Raw genomic sequence first — 15104 nt, 5'->3', positions numbered from 1 at the left:
TTGTGTGTTTGCTGATTGAGAAGGACTCTATGGTCGAATATCTTGGTCCAGTTAAGAAGAGCCAAGAATGGCATCCGGTTCTAGACCATGATTCCCCGCATCACATCAAGGCCAGGATGCGCTTTCCCAGCTTCTCGGCCGTCGCCCGGGAATCGATGTTCGTGAAGTTGACGAGCAATGCCGAGGCGCCCTTGCCGATCTGCTGCCATTCCGACAGCGCCTCCGCGAAGAGGCCGTCTTCCCGCATGCGCAGCATGAGCTTGCGGTCCGACTGGCGGCCCGTCAGCCGCAGGATCAAGTGCATGCCGCCGGGCAGCGCGTCGATCTTCACGTGCTTTCCCAGTACCTTCTCCAGTCCCACCTTGGTGGCCTCGCGGCGCTCGGCGTAGAGCTTGCGCATGCGCTGGATGTGGCGCGCGAAGTGGCCCTCCTTGATGAAGGCCGTGACGATGGACTGCGTGAGTTCGGGGCTGCCACCCGCAAAGGTCTGGATGATCTGCTCGAAGCGCTCGACCTGCGCCTGCGGCACCACGATATACGCCAGCCGGAGGCTCGGAAAGAGCACCTTGCTGAAGGTGCCCGCATAGAGCACTCGCCCGTCGCGGTCCAGGCTCTTGAGCGCAGGCAGCGGGCGGCTTGCGTAGCGGTACTCGCCGTCGTAGTCGTCCTCGACGATCCAGGCATTGTTCCGCCCCGCCCAGTCCAGCAGTGCGAGGCGCCGCTGCAGGGACAGGGATACGCCCAGCGGACTCTGGTGCGCCGGCGTGACCACGGCCATGCGCGCACGCGGCGCCGACCGGACGCCTTCGGCAACGACCATGCCGTCCGCATCGACCGGCACCGGAACGGTCGCGATGTGCATCTGCGCGAGCAATTCGCGCGTGGGCGGATAGCCGGGGTCTTCGAGCCAGACGCGGTCGCCCGCCTTGAGCAGCGCAAGGCCGATCAGCTCGATGGAGTGGCGGTATCCCGAGGTCACGAACACCTGCGACGCCGCGCAGTGGATGCCGCGCGACACCTGCAGGTAGGCAGCGATTTCCGCGCGCAGCGCGGGCTGGCCGTAGACGGAAGGATGCGTCATGTCCGACGGCTGCATGGCCCGCGCGCACCGCGCACCGAGGCGTGCCCATATCTTTCGGGGAAATTCATCCAGCGCGGGCAGACCCATCTGAAACGGAAGGATCGAATACGGACGAAAGCCGATCGAGGAAGTCCCGTTGTCGATCACGGGCGACGGCATGGCCACCGGCGTTCGCGGCTTGAGGCCCGGCGTGACGATGGTGCCCGCCTGGCCGCGGGCCTGGATGTAACCCTCGGCGGTCAGCAGGGAATAGGCCGTGTCAATGGTGCCCCTGGCCAGGCCCAGCTCCTTGGTCAGTGCGCGCGCCGAGGGAATCCGGTCGCCCGGCTTGAGCAGGCCGCCGGCGATGGCGCTGCGGAACCGCTCGTAGATCTGCCGGTAGTAAGGCTCGGCCGCGCTGGGGTCCAGGGGCGAGAGGTTGCTGGTCTTCCCGGCGGTCATGAAGGGTCTTCTTTCTCAGCCCGTTCGGATGAACGCGCCGTGGTGGTGACGGCAAATTATGGTTCAGTGCCAATCTTGATTCATGGCTCTATGACATAGGCCATGCGCTTCCTAGACTTCCGCTTTCACAAGAATCTGAAGTGGTCACTATGAAGATCCTGCACATCGTCTGCAGCCCCCGCGGGGAAGCCTCCGAGAGCTACCGGCTCTCCCGAAAAATCGTCGCGCGCCTGATGGGTCGCGAGCCGACTGCAACGGTGAAGAACCGGGTGATCGGGGGCAACGCCCTGTCCCACATCGACGCAAACTACGCGCTCGGCCAGCACTCGGCCACGGCGGAGATCACGCAAGGCGGCTCCGTGGCCCGGTCCGACGAACTGATCCGGGAACTGGAAGATTCGGATGCCGTGGTCATCGGCACGCCGATGCACAACCTGGGCGTGCCCTCGGCGTTGAAGGCGTGGATCGATCACGTCGTGCGGGCGCGCCGCACCTTCGACACGGGACCGGGCGGCAAGGCGGGTTTGCTCCGGGACCGGCCGGTATTCATCGCCATCGCTTCGGGTGGCAGTTTTTCCGGAGAGTACGCGCGGCAGCCGGATTTTTTGACGCCGTACCTGACGGTCACCCTGGCCCAGATCGGCTTGAAGGACCTGCATTTCTTCTCGGTGCAGGGAACGGGCCTGGGGCCACAGATTCTTGAGAAATCGAGGACGGGCGCCGACGAAGCTCTGCAGGCGTATTTCCCGCTGCGAGGCTAGAGCGTTTCCTGGATCGCCTGCTGCATGCAGCGCGTGATGCCGCGCACCGCTACCGAATCGGGCCGGCCGGTGAAACGCAGCGCGCGCACAGGCACCGGGATGTGCGGCTCGAGCGTGAGCACATCGACCTTTTCGCGGTCCGCCGAGCGCGCGGTGCAGCCGTCGACCAGCGCCACGCCGAGGCCGTGGTGCGCCATGGCCAGCGCCGCGTGGTAGGTCTGCACCGTCACCACCGCCTGCTGGAAGCCGACGCCGGCCTGCCGGCAGGCTTGGCTGAGACTCGTGCCGACGGGGTCGCGGCTGTCCAGGCCGATCACCGGCCGGTCGACCAGGTCGTGGAGCGCCACCGAGCCGTTGCGCACCAGCGCGCGCGGGAGCATGCCCTTGGGCGCGATGCAGACCATGCGGCTGTCGGCCAGCGTCTCCTGCGTGAGCGATGGGTGCACCACGGGGCTGAAGGCGAAGCCCACGTCGGCCTCCTGCAGCAGCAGCGCCGACATGATCTGCGGCGAATGCAATGACTCGACGGTGATCGCATAGCCCGGATGCTTTTCGCGGAACGCCTTGAGCGCGCGCGGCAATATCTCGTAGCTCAGCGCCAGCACGCTCAGGATGCGCAGCTCGCCCGTGTCGCTGCCGGCCTTGAGGTTGGAGGCCAGCCGCTGCACTTCGTCGAGCTGCGCGAACAGGCGCTCGATGTGCGGGTACAGGGTGAGCGCCTCGGTGGTCGGCGAGAGCCGGCCCTTGGCGCGCTGGAACAGCGGAAAGCCCAGCTGCAGCTCGGCGTGCTGCAAGGTGCGGCTCACCGCGGGCTGCGTGATGTTGATGAGCCGCGCCGCCGCGCTCACGCTGCCCGTGAGCATGATCGCGTTGAAGACCTCGATGTGACGCAGCCGCATGAAGGCTTGAGCGAATCAGTTGCCGCCGGTCTTGCCGCGCGAAATGTCCATCACCATCCGAGTGGCGAGATACAGGCGCGGCTCGATGGAATCGATCAGCACATATTCAGCATCGGCCGAGTGCGCGCCGAAGCCCTGCAGGCCGAAGCGCTCGACAACCGGTGCCTTGGTCTTGAGCGAGGCGAAGGCGGCATCGGTGCCTCCGCCGGCTGCCTTGTCGTCCGCGCCCAGCGGGCGGCCGAGTTCGTCCTTGTAGATGGCCTGCGCATGCTTGGCGAACGCGATCGAGGCGGGCGTGGCCTCCAGCGGCGGACGGCGGCGTTCGAACTTGAGCTCCACCTTGGCCTCGGGAATCAACTGCTTCTTCACGCGCTCGTTGACCTGTTGCTCGATGCGGTCGTAGTCGGCGACCTTGAGCACGCGCACGTCGGCGCCCGCGGTGGCGGCGGCCGGAATCACGTTGCGGTTGCTGCCCGATTTCGAGATGGTCCAGTTCATCTTCAGGCCCGTGGCCGGGTCGGAGAGGTCGCGCATCTGCAGGATCTGGTGCGAGAGTTCGTAGAGCGCGTTCACGCCCAGTTCGGGCGCGGAGCCCGCATGCGAAGCCTTGCCGGTGACGTTCAGCGTGACCGAGGCGATGCCCGCGGTCGCGAGCGAGAGCTTGTCGTCCTTGATGGAGGCGCCTTCGAAGGACATCACCGCATCGTGCTCGCCGCCGAGGCGCGTGAGGAGCGCGCGCGAGCCGGGCGAGCTGATTTCCTCGTCGCCGTTGATCAGCACGGTGAGCGTGCCGTACTCCTTGAACTTCAGCGCCTGCAGCATGGCCACCGTGTGCGTGATGACGGCCACGCCCTGCTTGTCGTCGGAGATGCCCAGGCCATAGGCCTTGTCGCCATCGATGCGGAACTGCTGCTTGTTGAGCATGCCCACTGTGTAGACCGTGTCCATGTGCGCGATGAGCATGATCTTCTTCGTGCCCGTGCCCTTGAAGGTGGCGCGCACGACGCGGCCGATTTTCTCGGGCGTGTCTTCCATGCGGTAGGCCTCGGCGCTCGGATCGATCAGCTCGACCTCGCCGCCCAGTGCCTTGAACTTCGCGGCGATGAGGTCCGAGATTTTTTCCAGGCCTTCGAGGTCGCGGCTGCCCGACTCGATGGAGACCAGTTCCTTGAGCGTGTCGAGCAGCGCGGGCTTTTCTTTCGCGGCGAGCGAAGCGATGCGGGCATCGGGAGCGGCGAAGGCGGTGCCGAGGAAGGCGGCGCAGACGGCGGCGAGCAGGAATTTGCGGGGCTGGATTTTCATGGGTGCGGTTCTTCTTTGGGTCAGTGGGCTTTGTCCCAGTTGGGACCGATGCCTATCTCGGCCAGCAGCGGCACCTTGAGCGCCGCCACGCCGGCCATCAAGCGCGGGATTTCGGTGCGCACCCATTCGACTTCGGCCTCGGGCACTTCGAACACCAGTTCGTCGTGCACTTGCATGATCATCTTGGTGGCGCGCTTCTCTTCGTCAAGCACGTTCTGTACCTTGACCATGCTCAGCTTGATGAGGTCGGCGGCCGTGCCCTGCATCGGCGCGTTGATGGCCGCGCGCTCGGCGCCGCCGCGGCGCGGGCCGTTGGGCGAATTGATCTCGGGCAGGTACAGGCGCCGGCCGAACACGGTCTCGACGTAGCCCTGTTCCTTGGCGAGCGCCTTGGTTTCGTCCATGTACGCCTTCACGCCCGGGTAGCGCGCGAAGTAGCGCTCGATGTAGGAGGCCGCGGCCTTGGTCTCGATGCCCAGGTTCTTCGCGAGGCCGAAGCTGCTCATGCCGTAGATGAGCCCGAAGTTGATGACCTTCGCATAGCGGCGCTGCTCGCTCGACACCTGGTCGGGCGTGGAGCCGAACACTTCGGCGGCGGTCGCGCGGTGCACGTCGATGCCTTCGGTGAAGGCGCGCAGCAGCGACTCGTCGCCGCTGATGTGAGCCATGATGCGCAGCTCGATCTGCGAGTAGTCAGCGCTGGCGATCACGCTGCCCGCCGGTGCCACGAAAGCCTCGCGCACGCGGCGGCCTTCGGGCGTGCGGATCGGGATGTTCTGCAGGTTCGGGTCGTTGCTGCTCAGGCGCCCCGTCACTGCGACGGCTTGCGCGTAGTGCGTGTGCACGCGGCCGGTGCGCGGGTTGGCGAGCTGGCCGAGCTTGTCGGTGTAGGTGCCCTTGAGCTTGGAGAGGCCGCGGTGCTCCAGGATCTTGGCGGGGAGCGGGTAGTCCTCGGCCAGTTTCTCCAGCACTTCCTCATCGGTGCTGGGCGCGCCGCTCGGTGTTTTCTTGACCACCGGCAGGCCCAGCTTGGTGAAGAAGATTTCGCCGATCTGCTTGGGCGAACCAAGGTTGAAGGGCTGGCCCGCGATCTCGTAGGCCTCCTGCTCCAGCGCCATGATGCGCGTACCCAGTTCGTGGCTCTGCGCGGCGAGCGTGGCGCTGTCGATCATCACGCCGTTGCGCTCGACGCGGTAGAGCGCCTCGCTCGAATCCATCTCGAGCTGGTAGACGAAGCGCAGCTTCTCGTTGGCTTCGAGCTGGGGCCACAGCGTGCGGTGCACGTCCAGGGTCTGGTCGCTGTCTTCGCACGAGTATTCGGCGGCCTTGGCGATGTCGACCTGGCTGAAGGAAATCTGGTGCGCGCCCTTGCCGCACAGGTCTTCGTAGGAGATGCCGCTGCGGCCCAGGTGGCGCTCGGCCAGGGACGCGAGGCCGTGCGGCTTGTGCACTTCGAGCACGTAGCTCTGCAGCATGGTGTCGTGCGCGTAGCCCTCGACCTCGATGCCGTGGTTGGCGAACACATGGCGGTCGTACTTGATGTGCTGGCCGAGTTTTTTCTTCTCGGGGTTCTCGAGCCAGGGCTTGAGCTTGGCGAGCACCTCGTCGATGGGCAACTGCGCAGGCGCGTCGGGGTAGTTGTGCGTGAGCGGGATGTAGGCCGCTTCGCCCGGCTCGACGCTGAAGCTCACGCCGACGATCTGCGCGACCATTTCGTCGAGCGATGTGGTCTCGGTGTCGATGGCTGCGAGCTCTGCGGCTTCGAGCTTCGCGAGCCAGGCATCGAACTGTTCCCAGGTAGTGATGGTGTCGTACTTGAGGTTGCTCGCGGGGGCGGCGGCCTCGAGCGCGCTCAGGTCCGAAGGCTCGTCGAACAGTCCGCCCTGGTCGGTGCTGGCCTTGGCGGCCTTCTTCTTGATGTTTTCCTCGATCAGCTCGGGCGGAACTTCCTGCGCTTCGAGCGTCTTCACGAGGCTCTTGAAGCCGAACTTCTCGTAGAAGGGCTTGAGCTCGGCGGTCTGCGGTGCGCCGACGGGCAGGCCTTTGAGGGACGGCAGGCCGACGACGTGGCCGTCGAGGTCGCAGTCGGTGCGGATGGTGACGAGCTTGCGGCTCAGGGGCAGCTTGTCGAGCGCCCTGCGCAGGTTTTCACCGGCGGCGCCCTTCACTTCGGCGGCGCGTTCGACCAGCGCATCGAGCGAGCCGTATTCGAGCAGCCATTTGGCAGCGGTCTTGGGGCCGACCTTCTCGACACCGGGCACGTTGTCGACCGAGTCGCCCACGAGCGTCTGGTAGTCGACCATGAGGTTCGGCGGCACGCCGAACTCGGCCGTGACGCCCGCCACGTCGCGCTTCTTGCCGTTCATCGTGTCGATGATGGTGATGTGCTCGTCGACCAGCTGGCTCAGGTCCTTGTCGCCGCTGGAGACGATCACCTCGATGCCCTGCGCGGCGGCGATCTTGGCGAGCGTGCCGATCACGTCGTCGGCCTCCACGTCGGGCACCGTGAGCACGGGCCAGCCCAGGAGCTTCACCACTTCATGGATGGGGTCGATCTGGCTGCGCAGGTCGTCGGGCATCGGCGAGCGGTTGGCCTTGTACTCGGGATACCAGTCGTCGCGGAAGGTCTTGCCGGGTGCATCGAAGATGCAGGCCGCGTAGTCGGCGCGCACCTCGCGGCGCAGCGCGGTCATCATGTTGATCATTCCCCGGATGGCGCCGGTGGCCGGGCTCTTCGGGTCGCCGGGCACGGCGCGCAGGTCGGGCATGGCGTGGAAGGCTCGGTACAGGTAGCTCGAGCCATCGACGAGCAGCAGCGTTTTCTTGTCGGTCATCGGGCCATTTTGCCGTGCCCGGACCGGCGTACAGAACCACGGCGCCATGCGCTCGGCACCGACACCCTTGGCGCAGGTGCGCGCCTACAATGAAGGCATGCCTAGCTCCACACTCCTGATTGCCCGCCGCATCCTGCTGGCGCTGGCCTTTGCAGCCCCCTTCGCCGCCGCGCAGGCGCAGTCCGCGCCCGCTGCCACCCCGGCACCTGCGGAGCCGCTACAAAATCAGGAGCAGGCCGACGGCCGCCGCAACCAGAAGATCGAGCACATCCACACGGAAGACAGCGGCGCCTCGGTCGATGAAGTCCGCTACGGTGGCCGCACGCAGAGCATCAACGTCAAGCCGAAGTCGAACATGCCGGGCTACGAAGTGCTGCCCAACGACGGCGGCACCGCCCGGGGTTCGAGCGACGCCGAATTCCGGCAGCAGCGGCGCCCGCGTCTGGAACGTGATGAAGTTCTGACCGTGCCCTCGTCGTTCCAGTCCCCCGCATTCCCGGCTCGTCGCTGAGCACCCCCATGGCAGTTTTTACCGAAGTCGAGTTCGGCGAGGCAGACGCGCTCGTCCAGCGCCTGGGCATGGGCGCGCTGCGCGACCTGCGCGGCATCGAGGGCGGCATCGAGAACACCAACTACTTCGCGACCACCGAGTCCGGCGAGTTCGTGCTCACGCTGTTCGAGCGCCTCAGCGCCGAGCAGTTGCCCTACTACCTTTGCCTCATGAAGCACCTGGCAGCCCGCGGCCTTCCGGTGCCGGAACCCGTGGCCGATCCGGCCGTGGAAGCCCCCAAGGGCCACGCGCTGACGGTTCCCGCCAATGCGCCCTGCGAGCTGCTGCACATCGTGGCGGGCAAGCCGGCGGCGCTGGTGCAGCGCCTGTCGGGCCACAGCGAACTCGCCCCGACCGCTGCGCACTGCGCCGAACTGGGCGAGATGCTGGCGCGCATGCACATCGCCGCGCGCGACTTCCCGCGCATCCAGCCGAACCTGCGCGGCCTCGCGTGGTGGAACGAGACCGTTCCGGTGGTGCTGCCCTACATCGACGAATCGCAGGCCGCGCTCCTGCGCGCCGAGCTCGCCTATCAGAACCACATCGCCGAATCGTCGGCCTACGCGGCGCTGCCACGCGGGCCGGTGCATGCCGACATGTTCCGCGACAACGTGATGTTCGCGACCGATGTCGAGCCCGGTTCGGCACCTCGCCTGACCGGCGTGTTCGACTTCTACTTCGCCGGCACCGACACTTGGCTCTTCGACCTCTCGGTGTGCCTGAACGACTGGGCCATCGACCTCGCCACCGGCGTGCACGACGCCGCACGTGCCGACGCCCTGCTCTCCGCCTACGAGACCGTGCGCCCGCTGAACGCCTCCGAGCGCGCCCTGCTGCCCGCGATGCTGCGCGCCGCGGCGCTGCGCTTCTGGATCTCGCGCCTGTGGGACTTTCATCTGCCGCGCGAGGCCAGCATGCTCAAGCCCCACGACCCCACGCACTTCGAGCGCGTGCTGCGCTGGCGCGCCAACCACCCGCATGCCATGGCGCAGGCTCTCGAGCCGCTCATGGCCGCATGATCCGGACCCCATGAAACTCAACCTCGTGCCGGCGCGAACCGGCGCCGCCTGGGTCCGCTCCGGACTCAAGACCTTCTGGCAGCAGCCGCTCGCCTTCATCTCGCTGTTCTTCCTGTTCATGGCGGCGATCTCGATGGTGTCGGTGCTGCCCATCATCGGCAGCGTGATCGCGCCGGTGCTGCTGCCCTTCATGACGCTCGGCCTGATGGTGGCGACCTCGGTGGCGCACGAGAACAGCAACCCCGACGCACTCATCCGTGCGACCCGCCCCGGCGATCTGCAGCGCCCCACGGGCTCCGCGATGTTCGTCGCGGTGTTCGGCGCCATGCGCACCGAATGGCGCTCGCTCGTGGTGCTGGGCGCGATCTCCGCGGTGTATTTCGTGTTCGCGGTGATGGTCACCGCGCTGGTCGACGGCGGGCAGCTCATGCGCGCCTACCTGCTCGACGACGCGATCACGCCCGAGGTGATGGCCAGCAGTGATTTCCAGCTGGCCCGCGTGCTCCTGATGTGCCTGAACCTGCCGCTGTCGCTGGCCATGTGGCACGCGCCGGCGCTGGTGCACTGGCACCGTGTGGAGCCGGTCAAGAGCATCTTCTTCAGCATCGTTGCGCTGTTTCGCAACTTCGGCGCCTATGCGCTCTTCGTGCTCTCATGGTTCGGCGTGTTCCTCCTGGCCGGCATCGCGATGGGCCTGGTGGCTACCGTGCTGGTGGGCGTCGGCGCGCTGGGCGCCGGCGGCGCGGCCGTGGCGGTCGGCAACATCCTGATGATCGGCACGGCGCTGGTGCTGGCGGCCATGTCGCTCAGCTCGACCTGGTTCACCTTTCGCGACAGCTTCGATCCGAACTGACCGTCGCCGGTCAGTCGTTCGCAGCCTTGTCCTTGCGCAGGCTCGCGAACAGCGACCACGCCATGCCTGCGAGCAACAGCAGGCCGACACCCAGAGCACCCCAGAGCCACCACTTGCGCGACGGATCGTTCGGCACCGCCTCGGGAACGGGCGCGAGCGCGGCGGCAGCGACTGCTGCTTCCACTGCAGCCACGGGCAGCGTGACCGAAGCATCGTCCGCCACAACCGGTTTGTCCGCGACGTAGCCCGGGATCAGCGTCGACAACGCAAGCGGTGCCCCCGGCACCGAACCTTGAACCGCGCCCTTGTCGGACGCCGCGCTCCACGCCAGCGAGAACGGCGCGCCGCCTTGCGCAAGAAACACCAGTGTGCGCGGCGTGGCGCCCACCGCAATCGTCGGCGGCGTTGCGCCGAGCACGCTCACCGGACCTGAAGTGCGCAGCCTGAGGCGCGAATACACCGCGCCGTCGAGCGCCAGCACCGGAGAACGCGCTTCACCGCCGGCCTGCGCGAGCCTGTACACGACCGTGTCGAGCAGCGGCGCCTCGCCCGGGCCGGTGGGCAACGGGGTCGTTCGACGCTGCTGGTGCCGCAACGCGTAGAGCGGGTTGCGCGGCACGAACTGCTGCTGCGGCGTCGCCGAAGCCGGTGCGGCATCGACCAGACCCGACACGCCGACCTGCGCGAGCGTGTTGATGTCGGCCAGGTCGATGCGCAGGCTCTGCACGGGCAGGCCACGCGGCAGCAGGTAGTCGCAGTAGTCCTCGGCGCAGCGCTCGGGCTTCAGCGCGCCGGACCATTCGATCGGCGCCGCCGGCTCGACCTCCTGCACGCTGTCGATTTCCACCTTGGCGAGCGGTGCGCCTTGTTGCGGATCGCTCCAGCGCAGGCGCAGGAAGCGCGTGCGCAAATTGCCCAGCTCGACCGCCATCCGCTCGATGGTCTGGCCGCCGTGAGCCAGACGCACCAATTGCTCCTCGCCGCCCACCGGACGCCATTGCCGCAGGTCCTCGCTGGCCTCCAGCCGGAAGGCGAACAGGCCACGCGCATCGGGCGCGATCTCGAAGCGCGCCTGCAGCAGGCTGCCCTTGACCTGGCTCACGTCGATGAGCCACTGCGTCGCGTCGTTTGGCTTGGCGGTGGCCTTGTTGTCCAGCGCCAGCGAGCCGTCGGGTCGCACGGTGAACGCAAGCGCGGTGTCGCCCGGTGCGGCACTGCCGGGCAACGCGAAGATCGGCACCGCCTGCGAGGCCGTTCGCGGCGCTGACGCTTCATTGCGCAACCAGGCATAAGGCACCGCGTGCCCGGCGGCGTTGTGGACCCGAAGGTCGCCGAGGTCGCCATAGGCGGCACGGCCGTAGATGGCGAGCGGCAGCGCGAGCCGGTGGTACGGCCCGGTGCCATGCAGCGCGATGGAGGCGGAAGTGACCGGCTGCGCCTGTGCAACGCCTGCCGAAGCCGCGGCCATCAGCGCGGCGAAGACGATACGAATCGAACGATCGCTCATACAGCACCTCCTTCGGCCGGTGCCGTCTTCGGCTCCGGCTCTTCCTTCTTGGGCGGCACCGGCGCGAAGTACCCCACCAGCAACAGCAAGGCCCCGACGGCGATGAACGACACGATGCGGAACAGCCCGCCGCGGTCCGCCAGTTCGACGAAGAACAGCTTCAGCACCACGACGCCGAGCAGCGCGGCACCCGCGATCCACAGCGTGCGCACCCGGCGCCCGTGGCCGAGCACCATCGCGACCACGCCACAGATCGCCCAGGTGATCGACAGCGCCGCCTGCGTGAGCCACGAGGCGTAGAGCGCGTCGAAGCGCCATTCCACGCCCGCGTAGTGATGGCAGGTGCGCAGCACCATGCCGGTCAGCAACGCAAGGCCGGTGAAGCCGACCGCGCCCTTGGCGACCATCGGCTGCACACGCGCAAACGAGGCGGGCGGCAGCGCGCGCCACCAGAGCACCAGCGCGAACAGCACGAGCCATTGCGCGAGTTCGAGCGGGTTGAGCAGCGGCACATACGGCAGCGGCGCCGCATCCCCGGGGCTCACCGCGTTGGTGACCCAGACCCATGCGAACAGGTACACCGCCACCGGCGTTGCGGCGAGTTCCAGGTAGGCGCTGCGGTATTCGCTGAGCGGCCAGCGCTGCAGCAACACGCGCGAGCGCAGCGCCCACAGCACCAGCGCCGGCACGAGGGCCCAGCCCAGCAGTTGCCAGCTCGACCACTCGGCACCGACGCGGCCGAGCTGCCACTGGCATTCGCGCGCCGCGAGCAGCAGGAAAAGCCAGAAGCCCGCGACGTGGAACGGCGTCAGCACCGAGGCGTCGAGCCAGCGCTTCTGCGCGCGCAGCAGGCGCAGGTGCCACGCGAGCGCCAGCGGCCACGCGATCCAGCCGAGCGCGCTCGACGGCACATAGAACAGCGTCAACCCGCCCGCGATGCCGTAGGCGGCGATCAGGCCGAAGCCGGGCAGCGTGGCCAGGGTCGCCCGGCCGAGTTGCGACCAGTCGCGCCGGTGCGCCACGAGCGCCGACAGCACGGACGTCACGAGAACCACCGCCATCGCGACCGCGGGCACGTGGCTCGCCAGCGCGTGGAGGTTCAGCACCCGGACGCTCTCGTCCAGCGCGCCGAACAGCCACCAGAACAGGCCCCAGACCACCGGCGTCCACAGCACCGCGGGAAGGGCACACCAGGCGTTGACCCAGCGCTTGCGCGCCACGCCAGCGGGCTCGCCCGCGCGCGGCCGCGCTTCGTCGCGCAACCAGTCGCCGGCCAGGAGCGCCGCAAGGCCCATCACCACCGGCGTCCAGAAACCAAGGTGACCGAAGGCGGGACGCAGCACGCGCATGTCGCCCCCCATCTCCGCCAGCATGACGAAGAGAATCGCCGAGACCGCATGCAGCACGCCCGCGAACGCCGCGAGCGGCAGGTGCGCCATGCGCAGCGCCACCCACAGCACGACGGTGGCGGTCAGCGGCCACAGCAGCGCGGCCTGGGCAAGGCTGATCTGGAACAGCATCGCCAGGTGAAGCAAGCCCACGCCCGCGATCACACCCACCACATTGCCGATCGACCACACGGGCTGCACGCCGCGCGCCAGTGCCGCACGGTGCGCCTGCAGCATTGACCAGGCTGCGCTGCCGAGCACGCTGAGGGCGATCAGGCAGGCGGCCGCGGCGCCCTGCCAGCCGCTTTCGAGCGCCTGCCCGGCGTCGAGGCCATCGCCCGTGCGGTGCAGCGTGGCGATGAAGCCCGCCACCGCCAGCGCCTGCATGCCGAAGCTCACGTAGGTGAGCGGCAGCAGCGCGAAACGCACGGCAACCGCGAAGGTGACCGATGCGAGCACGGCCGTCGCGGCCGCGGCCCACGGCGGTGTGAACCACTGCCACAAGAGCAGCGTGAGCGCGGCCATGCCGAGCCACGGCAAGGCGCCGCCGACGATGGCTTCGAGGCTGTCGCCTTCATCGAGCCTGGCGCGGCGGTGCATGGCCCACATCGCGAAGGCGCTCGCCGCCACCAGCAGCGGCCCGATCACCGAGCCCTGCAGCAGCGGATGCCCCGCCGCCCCGTCGAGCTGCGTGGCTTCGAGCAGCTTCCACACCGCGCCGGCGAACACCAGGAACGAGAAGGCCCGCGCATAGACACGCCCCTGCCGCGCGCCGAGCCAGTACATGCCGGCCGCTTCGACCGCCCACGCCGCACCGGTCCACTGCCCTTCGAGGCCGAGCGGAATGGCGAGCGTGCCGAAGATCACGCCGACGATGGCGTACGCCTCCGCCAGCAGCGCGAGACCCTTGGGCTGCGTGGCGAACACCAGCCGGCCCATCACGAGATAGAACGCCGCGAGCGCCATCGCCGAGAACGCGGCGCCGTATTCCAACGGACGCATCAGCAGGTACTGCATGCCGAAGGCGACCATCGGCGTGCCGAACACCAGCGAGCTGTCGACCCGGCCGGCGCGGCGCAGCGTGTCGAGCGCGCGCGTTGCGAGCGGCTGCGCGGGCTGCACCGGTGCATCGAACAGCGTGCGGCGCGCGAAGAACAAACCGATGGCGGTGAACAGCAGGAAGAACACGATGAGGAACGGCTGCACGATGCCGTACTGGTCGTCCGTGTAGTACTTGTGCGCCCAGCCGGCCGCGAGCGTGAAGGTGCCCACGAAGCCGATCAGGTTGAGCACGCGCCAGGCCTTGAACCACGCGATCAGCACGATGCCCACGTCGAGCACCAGCAGGTAGGTGAAGAGGCCCACCGGCTGGTTGGAGCCGGTCGATGCCAGCACCGGCGCCGCGAAGCCTTCGAGCGCGGCGACGATGGCGAGCAAGGGCGCGTTCTGCAGCACCGCCAATGCAGCACTCAGCACCGCCACGCCGAACAGGAACGCGAAGCCCACGCTGGCCGGCAGCAGGCCGCTGAGCTTCATGGCTGCGAGCGTCGTGAGATAGAAGACGCCGATGCCCGCGCCCTGCAATATCAGCGCATAGCCCGCGCGCTTGTGGCGCAGCAGCCAGCCCAGCACCAGGAGGCCCGCGCCCACCAGGGCGACTGCGGCGTAGCGCAGCTCGATCGGCACCGTGACGCGTTCGGCCGTGTAGCGCAGCAGGAAAGCGAGGCCGAGGAACAGGATCAGCACGCCGAGCTTCACCAGCATGTTGCCGCCGAAGATCAGGTTGGCGATCGGTGCGGGCAGGCGGTCGCGCAGCGGGACCGGTGGCGGCGGCGGCGGCGGTGGTGGACGGCGAACCAGCGGCGGCACGGCGACCTGCGGCGTGGGTGTGGCGACGGGCTCAGGTGCGCGTGGCGCGGCGGGTTTTTCTGCGGCAGGAGCGACGGGTGCTGCGGGCGGGACCGGCGCTTCTGCAACAGGCTTCTCGGCAACGACGACGGGCCGCGGGACCTGCATGGTGGCGATGCGGGGCCGCGTCATCTCGGCAGCTTGTGCCGCCGCAGGTTGAGCCAGCGGCAGCGAAGGCGACTCCGCAGCCGGCGTGCTGGCCATGGATGTGGCGAGGTCGCCGATTGGCGCGGCTGCCGTCGGGACGATGGCTACATCACTCGCGCCCTGCGCGAGCCGGCGTTCGAGCTGGCTGACGCGCTCCTCGAGTTCTGTCACCCGCTGCTGCAGCTTCAGCACGCCGCCTGCGGGTGCGGTCGCGGCCGGCGTGCCGGCGACGCGGCCATCAGGCAAGCCGACCTCAGCTTCGGTGCGCTGCGGCTCGCCCTTTTTCTTCTTGCCGAACAGCTTGGCGAACGCCAATGCGCCAACGAGCGCAAGAACCAGCGCCACGGGCACCGATTCGAACAGCGCCCCAATGAACAGGCCGGCCATCATGCCTATGAACCACATCCCCGACTC

Annotated in this window: 10 protein-coding genes; 4 read left to right on the top strand and 6 right to left on the bottom strand. The window is 68.0% G+C overall.

Annotated elements, in window-relative coordinates; translation table 11 throughout:
- Positions 1–100: 100 nt before the first annotated feature.
- The gene (locus QF040_RS33530) at positions 101–1522 is read right to left on the bottom strand and encodes a PLP-dependent aminotransferase family protein (RefSeq protein WP_429614492.1); all 1422 of its coding nucleotides are present in this window, start codon (positions 1520–1522) and stop codon (positions 101–103) included.
- Between the two features lie 149 nt (positions 1523–1671).
- On the opposite strand from QF040_RS33530, the gene QF040_RS33525 reads away from it, so the two are divergent.
- Entirely contained in the window at positions 1672–2283 is a 612-nt protein-coding gene (locus QF040_RS33525) for an FMN-dependent NADH-azoreductase (protein WP_429614491.1), read from the top strand.
- Here QF040_RS33525 and QF040_RS33520 read toward each other — a convergent pair.
- From QF040_RS33520 to polA, 3 genes are read right to left on the bottom strand one after another with little or no spacing between them, the layout of a single operon-like run.
- Positions 2280–3182 (bottom strand): LysR family transcriptional regulator, encoded by a 903-nt coding sequence (locus tag QF040_RS33520; protein WP_306877892.1) that lies wholly within the window; start codon positions 3180–3182, stop codon positions 2280–2282. The genes QF040_RS33525 and QF040_RS33520 overlap by 4 nt on opposite strands.
- Positions 3183–3197: 15 nt before the next feature.
- Positions 3198–4484 carry a M20/M25/M40 family metallo-hydrolase gene (locus QF040_RS33515; protein ID WP_429614490.1) on the bottom strand — a complete coding sequence of 429 codons (1287 nt, stop codon included), beginning with the start codon at positions 4482–4484 and terminating at the stop codon, positions 3198–3200.
- 20 nt (positions 4485–4504) lie between these two features.
- Positions 4505–7318, bottom strand: coding sequence for a DNA polymerase I (gene polA / locus QF040_RS33510; protein ID WP_429614489.1), 2814 nt, complete (start codon positions 7316–7318; stop codon positions 4505–4507).
- Positions 7319–7415: 97 nt separating this feature from the next.
- On the opposite strand from polA, the gene QF040_RS33505 reads away from it, so the two are divergent.
- From QF040_RS33505 to QF040_RS33495, 3 genes are read left to right on the top strand one after another with little or no spacing between them, the layout of a single operon-like run.
- On the top strand, positions 7416–7829 hold the full coding sequence (locus QF040_RS33505) for a hypothetical protein (RefSeq protein WP_429614488.1): 414 nt from the start codon (positions 7416–7418) through the stop codon (positions 7827–7829).
- Positions 7830–7837: 8 nt separating this feature from the next.
- Positions 7838–8887 carry a homoserine kinase gene (locus QF040_RS33500; RefSeq protein ID WP_429614487.1) on the top strand — a complete coding sequence of 350 codons (1050 nt, stop codon included), beginning with the start codon at positions 7838–7840 and terminating at the stop codon, positions 8885–8887.
- A 10-nt stretch (positions 8888–8897) separates the two neighbouring features.
- Positions 8898–9740, top strand: a complete 843-nt coding sequence (locus tag QF040_RS33495) for a BPSS1780 family membrane protein (protein WP_429614486.1) — start codon at positions 8898–8900, stop codon at positions 9738–9740.
- A gap of 10 nt (positions 9741–9750) precedes the next feature.
- Here QF040_RS33495 and QF040_RS33490 read toward each other — a convergent pair whose 3' ends face one another.
- On the bottom strand, positions 9751–11247 hold the full coding sequence (locus QF040_RS33490) for a DUF3999 domain-containing protein (protein WP_429614485.1): 1497 nt from the start codon (positions 11245–11247) through the stop codon (positions 9751–9753).
- Complete coding sequence (locus tag QF040_RS33485; protein ID WP_429614484.1) at positions 11244–15095, bottom strand: DUF2339 domain-containing protein; 3852 nt, start codon at positions 15093–15095, stop codon at positions 11244–11246. Before QF040_RS33485 ends, QF040_RS33490 begins: the two co-directional genes overlap by 4 nt.
- Between the last annotated feature and the right edge of the window lie 9 nt (positions 15096–15104).

This window comes from Variovorax sp. W2I14 (assembly GCF_050435205.1).
Taxonomy (GTDB): domain Bacteria; phylum Pseudomonadota; class Gammaproteobacteria; order Burkholderiales; family Burkholderiaceae_C; genus Variovorax; species Variovorax paradoxus_C.
This window is presented reverse-complemented; position numbering and strand designations above follow the sequence as displayed.